Origin of the sequence: Bombilactobacillus apium (assembly GCF_013385145.1) — a bacterium.
Lineage (GTDB): Bacteria > Bacillota > Bacilli > Lactobacillales > Lactobacillaceae > Bombilactobacillus > Bombilactobacillus apium.
Window position 1 is genome coordinate 336556 of sequence record NZ_JABZEC010000001.1, and the last position, 15569, is coordinate 352124.

Consider the following 15569-nt stretch of genomic DNA (forward strand, 5'->3'; position numbering starts at 1 on the left):
CAAAGACATGTAAAAACCGATGATTCTTTTTTTCCCTTTTATTTTTATATAGATCAAATAGTTTGTAAGATTACTCTCTTCTAGAGTTCAACTAATGATCACGGGAAGCTATTTTTGAGTCGTTTTAGGCAAAAATGATTGCAAAACCTTTTGGACCAACGTGAGTCATAATTGTTGGACTGGTTAATTGATTAATAATTTTTAAATCGGGACGTTGATTTCTTAAAGTCGTTTCAATGGCATCTGTATCCTGATGACTGTCAACATATGATAATCCTACCTGTGTAATTTGAGGATCTTTAGTAATGATATCGATTACTTGATTAATTAATTTTTGCATACCATGTTTACCACGAGCTTTGTGCACCACCTTTAACTCTCCATTAGACATAGCTAACTCTAGTTTAAGATTAATTAAGGAAGAAATAAATCCAGTTGCACGATTAGCTCTACCACCTTTAACCAAATAATCAAGACTATTAACGAAACAAGTTAAGGTGATTTGTGATATATATTTTTTTAGTTGTAATATTATTTTTTCTGCTGTAGTTTGTGATTGAGCTAGCTTAGCTGCCTTTAGAACAACTAATCCTAACCCACGATCTGTTAATCCACTATCAAGTATCTTTATTGGGGTTGTTAGTTGATTTGCGGCCATTTGGGCTGTTTTAACAGTACCACTAAGAACTGCACCAATATGAATTGAAATAATTTGGTCTCCTGGTTGGAAAAGCCATTTATAAGTTTCGATAAAATCACCTACTGATGGTTGACTAGTTTGAGGAAATTTGCTATTTGTTTTGAGTTGCTTTGAAAACTCATTTCGATTGATATCAATTTTATCTCGATAATTTTTACCATTTAAAGTAACCGTTAATGGAATAACCGTTATGTGATTAGTTCTAATCTCTTGATCAGTAAGTTGAGCAGTAGAGTCTGTAACAATGTGAATCATAAAAATCAACCTCTCTTTATAATAACAACATAAATGAGTTCTTAGCTTTCTTCTGTACGATACTTTTCAATTCAATATAATATTACAAGGCAATCTCCAGCATATAAGCATTATGACGTTTTATTAATTTATATTCCTATTTTCGTCGAATTAGCACCTAGCAGACTTTTTGTAAATATAGTGTTTTTAATGATTCGGTGAGGGTCCGTACTCTCAAACTTTGTCTCGATACTTTCCATGGCGCTTCTTAATGATTTCCCGTTTCTCTTAAGCCATATATTTATACAACTCAATGATAATGTTAGTCATTATGGTCCGTAAGTTCAGGTTGTCAATCCGATTAATACTTGGTAAATTCAAGATATTCAACGTAGCCCTTTGGTGACAAATGACTTCCATAATCGTTGCTAAATCGGTTGAATTTCGACCTAATCGATCCAGACTCACCACGATGACTTCATCGTCATCGCGGAGATTCCGAAGTATCGCCCGCAAGTGCAACAGTTAATCAAAAAAGTAAGCTTGAAAGTTCAACTCATTATCTATTTTTCTTTTTTTCCTTTGGAATTTTTACTTTGAAATAATTTAATTTTCGTGCATGTTTAAAATACTTTGTAATTTGGCCACTATTTATACCCCATTCATAAAATAATAATGATCCTATAATAACGACAAGAAAATCCCAAGGATATTTAATGACACCAATGCCGTTAAATTCTTTACTACCAATGTAAGAAAGTAAAGAAATAAAAATTAGATAAAAAAACATCCATGAGCTACCAGATAATTGTTCTTCAATATGTTTCCATCCTTTTTTCCATTCATAATACAGGTAAATAGGTACACCTAAGAGAATAATTATAATAACTTCAATTGTAGTTGGCCACATTGCCCAATAAACAGCCAATGAGGTTAGTGCAAAGGAAAGTGGCGCAAAAAAATTAACCTTCCTATTTCTAAATGGTCTCTCCATATTAGGTGCTTTTTCTCGTAGATAAACCACCGACACAGGACCTGTTAAATATGCAATCAACATTAAGGTTGAAATAACGGTTGCCAACATACTCCATGAACGAAAAAAAGTCACCATTAAGATACCAACAGCACCATTAACCAATACCGCATTTCTAGGTATGCCTGATTTTAAATCAATTTTCCCAATAGATTTGGGCAAATGATCATTATCAGCCATTGCAGCTAATGCTCGGCTACCAGAGGCAGAGTTTGAAACACCTGTTCCAAAAGGTGAGATAAAGGCATCAATATATAATATTAGAGATAGCCATTGCAATCCAATAATAATTGCTAGATCAGCAAAAGGTGAATCAAAGTTAATACCTGCCCAACCAACTTTTGTAATTTTATTAGGTGAAATAGCCGTTAGATAAGCAATTTGCAACAGTATATAAATAATTGCACTGAGGAATAACGAAATATGCACAGCTCGTTTCATATTAATTTCAGTTTTTTTTAAATCGCTATCAATATTAATAACTGTTTGAAAAGCATTCAAAGAAAAAATAATCCCAGCTGTTGTTGTAGCTTGAAAAATTGTAGCTGATCCATAAGGCATAAATTTACCTGACGTAATACCAATATTGCTTACGTGGAAACTGCTTAACATTAATGCAATAATTGTTATTAAGGGAATGATGATTTTAAAACTAGAAATTAAACCTGTAAACCGCATTAATAGTTTTACTGAAAAATAATTAACAAAAGAAAATACGGCGATAAATAAATAAACTACTAGTAAGCCTTGAAAAGTGACTTGTCCATTGGACATTAAACGATGTGTGAATGAAGCCCAATGCCACGGCCAGCTACTCATATATTGAACACAAGCTACAGCTTCAATTGGTAAGGTAACAATAAGTGATATCCAATTAGCCCAAGCAGAAATATGCCCTAGTAAGGAACCGTGTGAGTATTGAGCATATTTACTAATGCCACCATTTTCTGGCAACATAGCTCCTAATTCTATATAATTATTCGCAATCACTAAAGTAATAATGGTACCGATGATCCAAGAGATAATTGCAGCAGGTCCAGCAACTTGTGATGCTTGCCAAGACCCGAATAGCCATCCTGAGCCAATAATTGAACCGATTCCTAACATAACGGCATTAAACAAGCCAATTTTTCCTTTTGATTTTTTCACTATGTTCTCCTTTATTTACTATAGTATCCGATATAATTCTGCAGCTCGCACACTTCTTATTGAATCAGACACGACTAATGCATTAGTATCTATTTTATTAATCATAGGAATAATATTGGCCATTTGGTGTGAGGTACAAATTAAATAAATAATTGGATTCTCTTTCTTGCTATAAAAACCATGTGCTTCGATTAACGTAAGACCTTGGTGTAAGCTATTTGATAGTGCCTGTGATATTTCTTTATAATGGCTAGAAATAATTTGAATAACTCGTTTTGAACCAAACTTCGATAAATAAATATTTGTAATCTTTGCAGATATATATAACTCGAATATGGTCAGTATAGTGTTTTCAAAGCCTATAATGAATATTGAAGGTATGGCCACGGCTAAATCAAAAAATAATGTTGCATAACCAATAGGAATGCCCCAATATTTATTAAAAATTTTTCCCAAAATTGTGCTACCTGCAATAGAACCATGCGAATTCAATATGAGACTCATTGATACTCCAGTTAATATTCCACCACAAATAGTGGGAATAATCGTTTGACTAGTTTGATAGTGTAAAAAAACGGGTAGTTTTAAGAAAATTGATAGCCATAAGACAGCCCAAAGTGATAACAAAATTGTTTTTTTATCTAAAAACTTAACGCCAATTATCAATAAAAGCGTATTTAAAACAAAATTAGTTAGATACGTGGGTACTCTTAATGTGTAAAAAGCAATGGTTGTTAATCCAGTTACACCACCTTCGCCTAACTTAGTTGGAATAAGAAAGTAATTAATTGCAATGGCATATAATAAGGATCCTATGACGATTAAAAATAATGATTTCGCATTTTTTTATTGATATTAATAGCCTCCTTAAGATATCTAAGTCCTAAATTAATCATATAACCTACTTATCCAATGTCAAAATTATTTGTGCTTCAATTTGAAATTAGAGTGGATGCTTGGCTATTATGTAAACCCTTCTGATAGATGATGATCTTTTTAAAATATAATCCAATCAATTACGATCATTAATTTTGATCAGCAATATAAATGATCGTAAACTATTTACTGATTAGGGGAGCCAGAAGGTAATTGATACCATTGAGCCGATATGAAGAATGAAAAGATCACATTGAAATCTCGTACAAATCCACTCAACATGGTTGCTTGCGTTGATGTGCAGCTTTAAACTTGATATATGTGATATAGCATTATCACGATAATATTTAAGAGTTAGTTTAAAAATTGGTTGTCATTAACAATATTGAAACTAACTTAAGCTGTATAGTAAGTTATCAACCAGTTTTTTGTATCTTTCCTTTTTGTATCTTATAATAGCGTGGATGGTTATGTGCAAATGATAAAAATTTTTTCTTGTTTGATAGTTGATTTCACAAATTGGAGGCAATTTTATGGCAAATCAATACAATTATGATGTTTTATATCTCGGAAGTGGTCATGGGACTTTTGATGGGGCGATTCCCCTTGCACATTCTGGTGTCAAGGTTGGTATTATTGAAGAAGATATGATTGGCGGTACCTGTCCGAATTATGGCTGTAACGCAAAAATCACATTGGATGCACCTGTGGCATTGACAAGGGAAGTCGAGCAGCTTCAAGGCATTGTTGAAGGACAACTGTCCATTAATTGGACCAAGAGTGAGGCTCACAAGCAGGATGTCATTAAGGGCTTGCCAGGAATGATTGGCGGCTTACTTAAGGATTCCGGTATTGACGTGATTCATGGGAAAGGGACCTTTAAAGATAATCATACGGTATTAGTTGACGGGCAACCGAAGACAGCTGAAAAAATTGTCATTTCAACTGGATTGCGGCCACACCGTTTGGATATTCCAGGAACCGAATTGGCTCATGATAGTCGTGCATTTATGAGTTTAACCAAATTGCCGAAACAGATCGCTATTATTGGTTCCGGGTACATTAGTATGGAATTTGCGACTATCGCCAATGCCGCAGGCGCCAATGTTACGGTTCTCATGCATGGTGATCAGGTACTTCGAAACTTCTATCACCCTTATGTTGCCCAAGTTGTCAAAGATTTGGAAAAACGAGGGGTTAAGTTTGTAAAAAATGCTGGTGTTTCTTCGTTTGAGAAATCTGGTGATCAAGTTGAAGTCCACTATGGGGATAGTCGCACCTTAACTGTTGATTGGATTCTGGATGCAACCGGCCGAATTCCAAATGTTGAAAAAATTGGTTTGGATAAAATTGGAGTTAAATATAACCAACACGGGATTGAAGTAAATGATTATTTACAAACAAGTGTTGATAATATCTATGCTTCAGGAGACGTGATTGATAAAGCACAACCTAAGTTAACGCCAACGGCCATTTTTGAATCGACTTACTTATCTAAGCGTTTTTCAGGACAAATCAATGATCCGATTAACTATCCGGTTATTCCATCTGTTGTCTTCACATCACCACGAATTGCTAAAGCAGGTCTTTCCATAGAAGAAGGTAAGGAAAAGAGTTATCAAATTGAAACTAACTACCTACCAGATGATTGGTATCGTCAAGTTGATAATGAGACCATAGGTGATAATTCAATGGTTTTTGATAAGCAACATCACTTGGTAGGCGTGACAGAGGTTAGCGAACAGGCTGAAAATGTCATTAATACATTATTGCCGGCAATTGAATTTAAGTTTGGACCGGCAGAACTGAATAGACTGGTCTACTTGTTCCCATCAATTGGTTCTGCTGCATGGACGCAATTGTCATAAAATAATTACTAATAACATGGATCTATTCATTATTTAGTAAATAATTTTAAATGTTCACGTTCTACTGGAAATATTGGTAAAACTAATTATGATGTGGCTATTAATTGTGGAGCTTCTGCAATTAAGGGCAATGGATTTATCTTTCATCAACTTAATAGGATGAAATATAGCATTGGGCCAACTTTTAAAAGTATTAGTTCAAATGATATAAAAAGTGCTGGAATAATGGTTACAAATTTTGCAGAGCAACAAAAAAATGATGTTTTCTTCCAACAAGTTGATGAGACTATTACCTTCTATCAGAGTAAGTTTAAAAAACGCAAAAAGGGTATCTGCAAAAGATGTTTTGCTGATCCTTAATCTGGTTAAATTTAAGACCCTATGAACTTCCATGCCTTAATTTTTAACGCGCTTGGTCAATACTTAATTCACCTATATAATGGATTAAGTAAGAAGTTTTAAAGGTAGTGACTGTATTTTTCCTTGCGAGGTGAACATGAAATAATCTTCAAGAAGATTTCATATTCAATAAGTGTCTTCCAGACACTCTCGTTTATATGGTTGTTTGGTATGTTCTTTGTGCGACTCAGCTACATCAACAAGCACCACAAATAAAAAGCCACCCCATAACTTTAATCGGTTATGGGGTGGCTTAATATTGTTCTTTAGCTAAGGCCACCGCTTTTGAAGTGGCTTGCACAGGAATTTCTGTTTTCGGTGAGGCTTATTTTTTCCGTCTTCATTATGGCATGTTCTTTATGGCATGTTCTTTAAAAATTGGTCAATGTTTCAGACCTTAAGCAGTCAGTCCCGTTTATTATTTCGAATTAGCTCAATAAACAATAAGAAAACTATCCCTACTAAAAGAATCGACACAAGCAATAAAATTGTTTGAAATTCTGTCAATAAATGCCACCATTCTAGCTTGATTCCCATTATTCTTTCAAAATCACTTCGTTGATTATGAAAGATTGTGCTTAATTTATCTGTCATAAGTATTTGTCGGTAAATCGCTGCTACATATGCTCCAGGTGTTAATTTGATAAGAAATTGCGCGAAATTAGGAAGAATACCAATTGGAACATAGGTGCCGACTAAAAATCCAGAAGTGGTTCCTATGATGGTTTCCAAAATTCCAAGAGAGTCAAAACGACTTATAAATTGAATGAATAGCATATTAATGACAACTGCTAGTAAAGAGCTAAAAAGAGCAACACAAATTACAATTGCTAATGAATTCCACGGAATAGTTAGATTATCTGTAAATGAAAAATAGGTTATCATAAAAATAAGCATTATCAGTTGCATAATAAAGCCGATTAATGTTGCACTTAACATATAACTAATTTTTATTTCGAAACGAGAAAGATCGGTTAAATAAAAATCCTTAATAACATTATTCTCTTTATCCTTAATCAATCAGTTGTCCTAATAAAGCTAGAGTAGTTGTAATGGCAGTGACTGATAGGGTGCCACCAATTATCCAAAGATCAAGTAATTGACGCGAATTTGGTATGATCTGCCAACTGTTTATCATTGATTTTTTCAGAAAAATAATATATAAGAGAAACGAAATCATTGCTCCTAATAATGATAAAATTACTTCAGAGTAATTGCGAAAATACAATAATAGATTCCTTTTTGCCAAAATGATCATATCAGCGCATCTTCCTTCCGGTAAGTGACAAAAAAGCATCATCCATTGTACCGTCTTGATAAGTGAAAGTTTTAACATAGATACGAAACTTTAACAATAATGTTAGGGCTTCATCAGAATCAGCGGGAAAACAAACGATTTTATGATTAAATTGCGTATGGTTTATTTCACCTGGAATAAGTTTCATTAAGTAATCTGCATGTTCAGAAACAATTGTTAGTTTATTGTTGGAATTTTGTGCTTTAATCTCAGTAGCCGACCCGCTTGCAATTACTTTGCCGCGGTCAATAATATAAACTTTATCTGCATTATCTGCTTCTTCAAGGTAGTGAGTGGTCAAAATAATTGTAAGGTTATTATTGTGCTGAAATGAATATAATAAATTCCAGATTGCTGATCGAGTTTGAATATCTAGACCCGCTGTGGGTTCATCTAAGAAAATAACATCAGGCTGATTGAGTAAAGCTCTGGCAATGTCAACTCGTCGACGTTGACCACCAGAAAGTTGACGGTATTTTCGATCAATAAATTGCGCTAGTCCTACTTGATCAATTAAGGTATCAATATAATTAACGTTTGATTTTTTATAAAGTTTATTTCTAATAAGTAGATTTTCTCTAACCGTTAGATCGTTATCTAAAATGCTTTGTTGAAAAACCATACTAATCTTTGTTTCTGCTTTCATCTTTATAATTCCAACAGTCGGCTTCAAAAGCCCCGTGAGCATTGATATGATTGTTGTTTTACCAGCACCATTAGGCCCTAACAAAGCAGTCAGACTTCCTTTTTTGATTTTTAAATCAATATGGTCGACCGCAATTTCTGTCTGATAAACTTTAGTGAGATTACTTGTTTGAATAATCACTTTGCCACCTGCTTTCAGAACTAGGGAAAATTCTATCATTGAGAATTTTTATTTTGATGAAAAAATTGCTAATTAAAATTTTTGCTAAAAATACAATAATCGGAAAGGTTGCAAAATATTTACAGCTTTTCTCTTACTAAATCCTGTTTTAATACTGATATTATAATACTTGTCTGGGTGTATGGGGCGCGTTTTTTACGTTGGATCAATATGCCATTTAATTTAAGCAAAAGTAACTTTAACGATTATATATTTATCTTGTAGTGAAATACCCACTTATCAAAACTTCCACACAGAATTCACATAAGGACATAATTAATACCGTCTAAGTCATCCAGCACAAATTCATGATAATGATCAATTAGTTTTTTAGAAATAAAATATAAAATTACTGAACAGATTCTTGCTCCCCCAAATACTCTTGACATGCTTTGATAATACGTTTTGCGGCATAACCATCTCCATATGGATTTTTAGCATTAGACATAGCCTGATATTTTTTAGGACTATTTAAAAGCTCCTCCATTGCTAATTTAACATTGCCAGTTTGTGTTCCAACTATTTTAAGAGTACCTGCTCTAACTCCTTCTGGACGTTCAGTTGATGTACGCAACACAAGTACAGGTTTGTTTAATGAGGGAGCTTCCTCTTGTTGCACCCCACCAGAATCTGTCATAATAAAATAGCTATTTGCAGCCATATTGTGAAAGTCAATAACGTCTAAAGGTTCAATTAGATGAACATTGTCAACATTATCGAATGCTTCGTGTGCTATTTCTTGGACACGAGGGCTTAAATGAACGGGATAAACAATATCAATTTTTGGATTAGCCATAACTACATCTTTAATTGCCTTAAAGACATTTCGCATAGGTTGTCCTTGATTTTCGCGTCGATGCATAGTTAATAAAATCATTTTATGACCGCGAGGTATTTGCGTTAAAACTTCATGCGTATAATTTGCTTGGATAGTATATTTAAGTGCATCAACAGCTGTATTTCCGGTTATATAAATCTTATTTGCGTCATGATGTTCTTTAAGCAAATTGTCTTTACTAAGTTGTGTCGGTGCAAAATATAAATCAGCCATATCATCGGTTATCACACGATTTATTTCTTCAGGAAAAGGGGAATACTTATCCCAAGTACGTAATCCTGCTTCAACATGACCAATTGGAATTTGATGATAGAAAGCGCTTAAACTGGCAGCCATTGTAGTAGTAGTATCTCCATGAACTAAAATCAAATCAGGCTGTTCTTTTTCCAAAATTTGATCAAGTCCAAGAATTACCTTGCTAGTAATCTTTGAAAGAGTTTGCTTTTTCTCCATAATGTCTAAGTTATAATCAGGATGAATATGAAAAATGTTTAGAACTTGTTGTAGCATTTCTCTATGCTGACCAGTAACTACAACACTTGAAACCATATTGGGATTGGTTTCTATTTCTTTTATAACGGGGAACATTTTAATTGCTTCAGGTCTAGTACCGAAAATCGTCATTAACTTTAACACTTTAGTTAACTCCTTCCATAGCTATTATAGTGGTTAAAGTAGCGTCATAATAATTATCTTGAATAAGTGATTTTGAAAATATACTTTGTAGACTAAAAAAAAGTTCTTCGTTTCTACTATTTTTATTCTGTTTAGCAGCATAAAAAATAGGTGCCTTAAAATAAAACTATTTGATTGATAGTGATTGATTGGAGTACCTGTTAAGGTATACCCTGCCGTAATCTGATTTTGCTTATTAAAGAAATTTAGCATTTTGTTGATAATTTTTTTAGCGCGTGGGTCATTACTAGAACCTAGCATCATAGGAACACGACACGCGTTAGCAGCATAATCTCCGTCATATTTACTTTAAATTGTTTTTTCCTGTACAGGACGAGTACTGTTAGTAGTTACCCATGCAAAGTCAGGAATGAGGCCAGTTTTATGTTTATTACTTAAATCGACCATGTGATTGAGCATATTATTTTTAATTGATAACCAACGGCGATCATGATTTGTCTTATAAAGCGTATCAAAAATTTCTGGTGAAACATCAGAAGTACGCATTAAATTATGATAAGGTGATTTTTTGTGGCCCAATCGCCTACGGTTAAAGTTTTGGTTTCTTTATTATATTCGTAGGTCAAGATATCATTAGCTAGTTTATGCTCAACTTTTTGATAAAACTTCGCACGTTTTGGCCACGCCTTTTTAGATTGAGTAAGACTAAAGGCGATAAATAAATCACCATCTGTTGCACTATTAGCGTCACTAGACCATTTTTTATTTTTTTGATATTGGCGCCATTGCATAAGATAAGTGGATTGATTATGCTTTACTCCAAGATATTCTCGGTGTGCTAAATAGTAATTTAATAAATTATCGTATTCTTTTTGTTTGGCCCATCCTTTAGTTCCAGCTTTAGCAGTTAGGTATAAACCATAACCCTGTCCCTCAGAAAGAGCGACAGGATGACTTTTTTTATTGCTAGTATTTACAAAAGATTCATGCTTATTTTTTTGAATTACATAGTTTTCACGCCAACTATTATATATTTTGTATTCAGTATTATTAGGGCTTTTAAGCCGAATGAATAGTAAAATAGCAATATAAAGGATAGCTATAAGACCAATAAAAGCCCATATAAATTTTAAGTGTTTCATTATTTAAAAATCCTTTCCACTAGTTGTTAAATCGCTTGGTTTTAACCCAAACATTGCCATTGCGATGAAGTAAGGAATCCAGACATACGGACACTACAGCATGAACAGAGACAAAAATGAACAACTGTGAATAAGTAAAATAAGAGACAAATGCGATCCAAATTTGATTAGTAGTGGCTTGTCCAAACTGAGTTGATAAAGCTACAGAAATTTGTAAGATATATAAAACAATCATTAAGATCCAATTAAATAACAAAAGTTGCATAATTTTTGTTAGGTATATTAACTACCTAATATACCTTCTTAATTATTGAATTTCTCCAGTCGGTAAAGTTGTTCATCATCAAGAGAATTGTTGCCATTCTTAAAGTGATAACCCATTTTTTGGTAAAAGCCTAAACCAGTAATTGAAGCAGGTATTTCAATTCGTTTGGCTCGTTTAAAATATTTGTCCTGTTCCAATGTCTGAATAAGTTGTTTGCCAATTCCTCATCCTTGATATTCAGGAGATACAAAAATGTTGAACAAACTACTTTCATCTTTTTTGCCCCAATATGCACCAATTAAACCCACAGCAATGATCTTGTTTACAGTATTATTGAAATAATAAACGAAATTGAATTGAACATTTAAACTATGCCTTGCAACTCCCCTTGTTCGACGACGCAAATCTCTTATCTTTTTTATAGTTCCCGTGTGAGTCATAAAGCAGTGCTAATTATAATTCCAAAATTTTAAATAGTTTATAGTTTAAGGTAGATTGTAAAATTAATCCGAACGCTGTTCGGATAAAAAAGATCAGCTTCCCTTAAAATGGTATTTACCACAAACCCATTTTTAGGAGCTGATCTTTTGTCTAGTATAACCTATTCTGAACGAATTAAAATCGAAACCTTTTGTGAACTAGGACTGACCAATGCCAAAATGGCTGAACGGTTAAAACGATCGCCGTCCACGATTTCTTATGAATTATCTCGTTGTCAACCTTATCAAGCTGAGTTGGCACAGACCAACGCTGAATCTAAGCGGGCACGATGTGGCCGAAAAACTAAACTGAATGCCAAATTAAAGCAAACCATTCTAAACCATTTACGTCTAAGCTGGTCACCAGAAATGATTGCTCATGAACTTAAACTAGCGACTAAATCTATTTACAATTGGTTATATCAGGGAAAATTTGAATTCTCTTTGAGTGAACTACCTGAACATGGTCTACGCCAACGGCGTAACCTTGACCAACGTTCTAAATATAATCAATCATTAGGACGGTCAATTGAACAACGACCAATCGTGATTAACCAACGTAACCGCATCGGTGATTTTGAAATAGATACGGTGGTTGGCCCTCGCGGGCATAGTAAGGCCGTTTTATTAACTTTATTTGATCGTAAATCACGTTTTCTTTGGGCCTATCAATTAAAAGATCGGACGGCAGCAGCTGTTAATGAAGCCCTTTAAAAGTTTCTAGCAACTTTTAAAGGGCCAGTACACAGCTTTACTGTCGATCGCGGCACTGAGTTTAGCAAGCTAGTGTTATTTGAACCACAATACGGTATTCCGACCTATTACTGCCATGCTTACACGCCCGCTGAACGCGGCAGTAATGAACGGTTCAATCGGAACTTACGTTATTTTTACCCTAAGGGGACTTATTTTGAGCACATTAGTGCTCAAGATTTAACAACGACGTTACTCGAAATTAACCAGCGCCCCCTTAAAGTACTTACCTGGCAAACACCTTACCAGGTGATGCTGACTAATTTGTCAAAAAATTCGGATTAAATTTGCAATCTACCATTTAGCTGCATAATAATACTCCTGGTAATCAAATTTTAAGCATAGCTCTATTTTATCATCTTTCTCTTCAACTTTGTTTAAAAATTAATAAATACATAACAGTGAAAGTTCTTTGCTCGATCTTTAAAATTTTGAGCAGTAAGATGTTTCAAATCATTCTCTACATACTCGTTAGAAGAATCTTTTATGTTGGTAGTTAACATAGTTTCTTTAACTAAGTTAGCAACCTCTTTAGCGTCTGAATTTTTAAAAATTCGTTGTACGATCATATTTGTTTCTCTCCTTTAAAACACATTAGTTATAGTTGTCTTTGCTGGGATTCAGTTTGCCTTGACTGCTTGATTTCTGGATCTTGTCTCACAAAATTTTGCAACTGTTTTTGAGTTCGATTACTTATTTCTTGGTGAACATCATTTAACTGGTTTTTCAGTTCTGATTTTTGTTGGGGATCAGTTGCTTGCTTAATTTGTTGTTGCAAGCCTTGATACGACTGATTAAGTTCATTGGCTGATCGCTTTTTTAGATCATGTTCAGGATCTTTTTGCGCTTCCTGTAAGCCTAATTGTTTGGTTAGCCCGTCACTAAGCGCTATCACTTTGTTGCTCACTTGCTGGATCTCACTCAAAGCACTATGGATCACGGCTTTATCTTTAGCCCAGGTAGCCACATAACCAAGTGAGTAGTTACTGGTATCAACGCCAATATTTTGCATGGCAACATATGCGACCGCTTCGGCTTGGGTTTCCTGATAGGCTCGTGGGCGATCTTTAAAAGCTGCTTTTAACCCATGTAGCTGACTATGCGCATATTCGTGATACAACGTCTTTAATTTTAGGGAATTGTCAGGTTCATCACCACCAATATAAGGTGCTTTTTCCGGCACCATTAATTCCAGCCACAATAATATACTTTGGTTTGCCCATTAGATATCAAAGCCTGGCGCACTAATAATATCCTTTTGACGTTGCCCCAGGGCATAGGTGTAAAGAGCATGGAATAGTTCTTTCTTATCGCTACTTGTTTCATGTAGAGATCGATCCAATAACTCTTGGAGATCGACTTGCTCAACTTCTTTTAAGATTTCATCTGAAGTAATATTATCAACCATCAAATTAACTCCTTTACCTAAAAGATACTTGCTGAAGTTCTTCCAGCGTTGGATGATATCCTATCAATAAATTTGTACGAATACTAGAAAGTAAGCTCTTAGCATCATCTGAATTTAAGAATGCACGGTCATAGCAGGCCTTTCTCCAAGATGGATTAGGAATATTACCTTGAATATACCAATCTTGGAAACTAGGTTCTAACATCGTTACGTAACCTGGAAAACCAAACTCTCCCTTAGTTTCAAAGGTTATCAAAGCGTGAAGAATAAGGTGTTCTACAGCATCAACATAGACTAATCTTTCTTTTACCTGCATTGAATACGGATAGCTATACTTTTTAATAAAAGTTTTATTGCCCAAGTTAAGAGCCTTATTTTCATCAATATGGTGGCAATAAAGCCCCTCTTTAGTTCTCTTGTACTTTCCTGGAGTAATATTCTTAATCTCTCCATTCAAAAATCTATAGTAAGATTTTTCGAGAAAGTAATTATCTTTAACCAAACCATGTTTTTGACGAACAGTTTCAATAGCTTCAGTGTAGGAGCACTGCAACAAGTCAGAGTAGTAATTCAAATCCCCCATAGGATATCCCCCCATAGCCAAACTCTATTCTTTTAAAGTAAAGTTTAGCCTCGTATATCTCTTTTTTTATAAAGCTTTCCTAATTGAAAAAGACTTCTCTTTTTCTACAAACATGTTAACTTTACATATTCAAAAAGTAAAATGATTAAAGAACCAAAATTATCCCCCCGCATGGAATTATCTCCTTTAGCGACCACTTTCAAGGCATCAATATCTAAACCAGAATCAATTTCATCCAAAATGGCGAAAGCCGGCTTAATCATCAATAATTGTAAGATTTCATTCCGCTTTTTTTCGCCTCCGCAAAAGCCTTCATTTAAGTAACGTTCGGTCATATCGGTACTCATATCCAATAATTCCAAATTTCGATCTAACTCTTGCAAAAACTGGCGCACCGAAATCTGTTGATCTTCAGGTCGGCGGGCATTGATTGCCGCCCGGAGAAACTCGCCATTGGTGACTCCTTGAATTTCAGCCGGGTATTGCATCGCTAAAAACAAGCCGCGCCGAGCCCGCTCATCAACGGGCATCTCAATAATGCTCGTCCCATCTAAGTAAATATTTCCTTGGGTTACATGATAAGCACTTCGACCCATAATCGTTTCTGAGAGAGTTGATTTTCCGTTTCCATTAGGTCCCATGATGGGCATGAATCTCCCCCGTCTTCATGGTCAAATTAACTCCCTTTAAAATTTCTTTGCGAGTTTGTTGCTCTTCATCTTCAACTTCAACATGCAAATCCTTTACTTCAAGTACTGCCATGTGCTCGCCTCCGTAATTTTTTTCATCTCAAGCAATTATTCCAATTGAATATAAAATCAATCACTGATTTTTTTGATTCAGGAATAGTCTTGCAGCAAAAGTGCTATCTAACCGGCTTAGCCTGCTTTTAAAAATATTATAACTAAGAATATTTTAGAATTAAATTAGGCAATCCCCCAATTATCAAATCAGTTCTACCATGAAATAATAAAGCTATTTAAAAAGTATTCTGGAAGTTAAAGGGGTTTTAAAAAATGTGGCAATTACAAACTCAACCGCAAA

11 protein-coding genes and 7 pseudogenes are annotated in these 15569 nt (G+C 34.4%); 3 read left to right on the forward strand and 15 right to left on the reverse strand.

The window, feature by feature from the left end; genetic code table 11:
* Positions 1-124: 124 nt before the first annotated feature.
* The 4 genes and pseudogenes from HU830_RS01695 to HU830_RS01710 all read right to left on the reverse strand — a co-directional run bounded on the left by HU830_RS01695 (position 125) and on the right by HU830_RS01710 (position 3938).
* Positions 125-955 carry a DegV family protein gene (locus HU830_RS01695; protein WP_176942076.1) on the reverse strand — a complete coding sequence of 277 codons (831 nt, stop codon included), beginning with the start codon at positions 953-955 and terminating at the stop codon, positions 125-127.
* A gap of 216 nt (positions 956-1171) precedes the next feature.
* Positions 1172-1450 (reverse strand): annotated as a pseudogene (locus HU830_RS09130) (recombinase family protein); the annotation flags it as partial.
* Positions 1451-1493: 43 nt separating this feature from the next.
* Complete coding sequence (locus HU830_RS01705; protein WP_176942077.1) at positions 1494-3116, reverse strand: APC family permease; 1623 nt, start codon at positions 3114-3116, stop codon at positions 1494-1496.
* Between the two features lie 18 nt (positions 3117-3134).
* Positions 3135-3938, reverse strand: a complete 804-nt coding sequence (locus HU830_RS01710; protein WP_176942111.1) for a YitT family protein — start codon at positions 3936-3938, stop codon at positions 3135-3137.
* A 587-nt stretch (positions 3939-4525) separates the two neighbouring features.
* Here HU830_RS01710 and HU830_RS01715 point away from each other — a divergent pair.
* Together HU830_RS01715 and HU830_RS01720 are read left to right on the forward strand one after the other, a co-directional pair.
* Entirely contained in the window at positions 4526-5860 is a 1335-nt protein-coding gene (locus HU830_RS01715; protein ID WP_176942078.1) for a dihydrolipoyl dehydrogenase family protein, read from the forward strand.
* Between the two features lie 159 nt (positions 5861-6019).
* Positions 6020-6220: a restriction endonuclease subunit S domain-containing protein gene (locus HU830_RS01720; protein WP_176942079.1), complete on the forward strand. Its 201-nt coding sequence runs from the start codon at positions 6020-6022 to the stop codon at positions 6218-6220.
* A 444-nt stretch (positions 6221-6664) separates the two neighbouring features.
* Here the strand turns inward: HU830_RS01720 and HU830_RS01725 are convergent.
* From HU830_RS01725 to HU830_RS08745, 6 genes and pseudogenes are all read right to left on the reverse strand, one after another.
* Positions 6665-7517: pseudogene (locus HU830_RS01725) on the reverse strand (ABC transporter permease).
* A gap of 1 nt (position 7518) precedes the next feature.
* A complete protein-coding gene (locus tag HU830_RS01730; protein ID WP_176942080.1) occupies positions 7519-8382 on the reverse strand; it encodes an ABC transporter ATP-binding protein in 864 nt (287 codons plus the stop codon).
* 388 nt (positions 8383-8770) lie between these two features.
* Positions 8771-9883, reverse strand: a complete 1113-nt coding sequence (gene wecB / locus HU830_RS01735; protein WP_176942112.1) for a non-hydrolyzing UDP-N-acetylglucosamine 2-epimerase — start codon at positions 9881-9883, stop codon at positions 8771-8773.
* A gap of 557 nt (positions 9884-10440) precedes the next feature.
* On the reverse strand, positions 10441-11037 hold the full coding sequence (locus HU830_RS08735; RefSeq protein WP_228765693.1) for a glycosyl hydrolase family 8: 597 nt from the start codon (positions 11035-11037) through the stop codon (positions 10441-10443).
* Between the two features lie 19 nt (positions 11038-11056).
* Positions 11057-11305: pseudogene (locus HU830_RS08740) on the reverse strand (glycosyltransferase family 2 protein); the annotation flags it as partial.
* Between the two features lie 35 nt (positions 11306-11340).
* Positions 11341-11625, reverse strand: a pseudogene (locus HU830_RS08745) (GNAT family N-acetyltransferase); the annotation flags it as partial.
* A 264-nt stretch (positions 11626-11889) separates the two neighbouring features.
* Here HU830_RS08745 and HU830_RS01745 point away from each other — a divergent pair.
* Positions 11890-12819 (forward strand): annotated as a pseudogene (locus HU830_RS01745) (IS30 family transposase).
* 92 nt (positions 12820-12911) lie between these two features.
* Here the strand turns inward: HU830_RS01745 and HU830_RS01750 are convergent.
* The 5 genes and pseudogenes from HU830_RS01750 to sufC form a co-directional block, all read right to left on the reverse strand.
* The gene (locus HU830_RS01750) at positions 12912-13103 is read right to left on the reverse strand and encodes a hypothetical protein (protein WP_228765695.1); all 192 of its coding nucleotides are present in this window, start codon (positions 13101-13103) and stop codon (positions 12912-12914) included.
* Between the two features lie 29 nt (positions 13104-13132).
* Positions 13133-13696: pseudogene (locus HU830_RS01755) on the reverse strand (hypothetical protein); the annotation flags it as partial.
* Positions 13697-13756: 60 nt separating this feature from the next.
* On the reverse strand, positions 13757-13942 hold the full coding sequence (locus tag HU830_RS01760; RefSeq protein ID WP_176942082.1) for a hypothetical protein: 186 nt from the start codon (positions 13940-13942) through the stop codon (positions 13757-13759).
* A 13-nt stretch (positions 13943-13955) separates the two neighbouring features.
* Positions 13956-14525 carry a hypothetical protein gene (locus HU830_RS01765; protein ID WP_228765697.1) on the reverse strand — a complete coding sequence of 190 codons (570 nt, stop codon included), beginning with the start codon at positions 14523-14525 and terminating at the stop codon, positions 13956-13958.
* Between the two features lie 128 nt (positions 14526-14653).
* Positions 14654-15287, reverse strand: a pseudogene (gene sufC / locus HU830_RS01770) (Fe-S cluster assembly ATPase SufC); the annotation flags it as partial.
* Between the last annotated feature and the right edge of the window lie 282 nt (positions 15288-15569).

Excerpts from the sequence above, each read along its gene's own strand:
- HU830_RS01695 (WP_176942076.1), bottom strand. The coding sequence starts at position 955 with ATGATTCACATTGTTACAGACTCTACTGCTCAACTTACTGATCAAGAG.
- HU830_RS01715 (WP_176942078.1), top strand. The coding sequence starts at position 4,526 with ATGGCAAATCAATACAATTATGATGTTTTATATCTCGGAAGTGGTCAT.
- HU830_RS01720 (WP_176942079.1), top strand. The coding sequence starts at position 6,020 with ATGAAATATAGCATTGGGCCAACTTTTAAAAGTATTAGTTCAAATGAT.
- wecB (WP_176942112.1), bottom strand. The coding sequence starts at position 9,883 with ATGACGATTTTCGGTACTAGACCTGAAGCAATTAAAATGTTCCCCGTT.
- HU830_RS08735 (WP_228765693.1), bottom strand. The coding sequence starts at position 11,037 with ATGAAACACTTAAAATTTATATGGGCTTTTATTGGTCTTATAGCTATC.
- HU830_RS01750 (WP_228765695.1), bottom strand. The coding sequence starts at position 13,103 with ATGATCGTACAACGAATTTTTAAAAATTCAGACGCTAAAGAGGTTGCT.
- HU830_RS01760 (WP_176942082.1), bottom strand. The coding sequence starts at position 13,942 with ATGGTTGATAATATTACTTCAGATGAAATCTTAAAAGAAGTTGAGCAA.
- HU830_RS01765 (WP_228765697.1), bottom strand. The coding sequence starts at position 14,525 with ATGGGGGATTTGAATTACTACTCTGACTTGTTGCAGTGCTCCTACACT.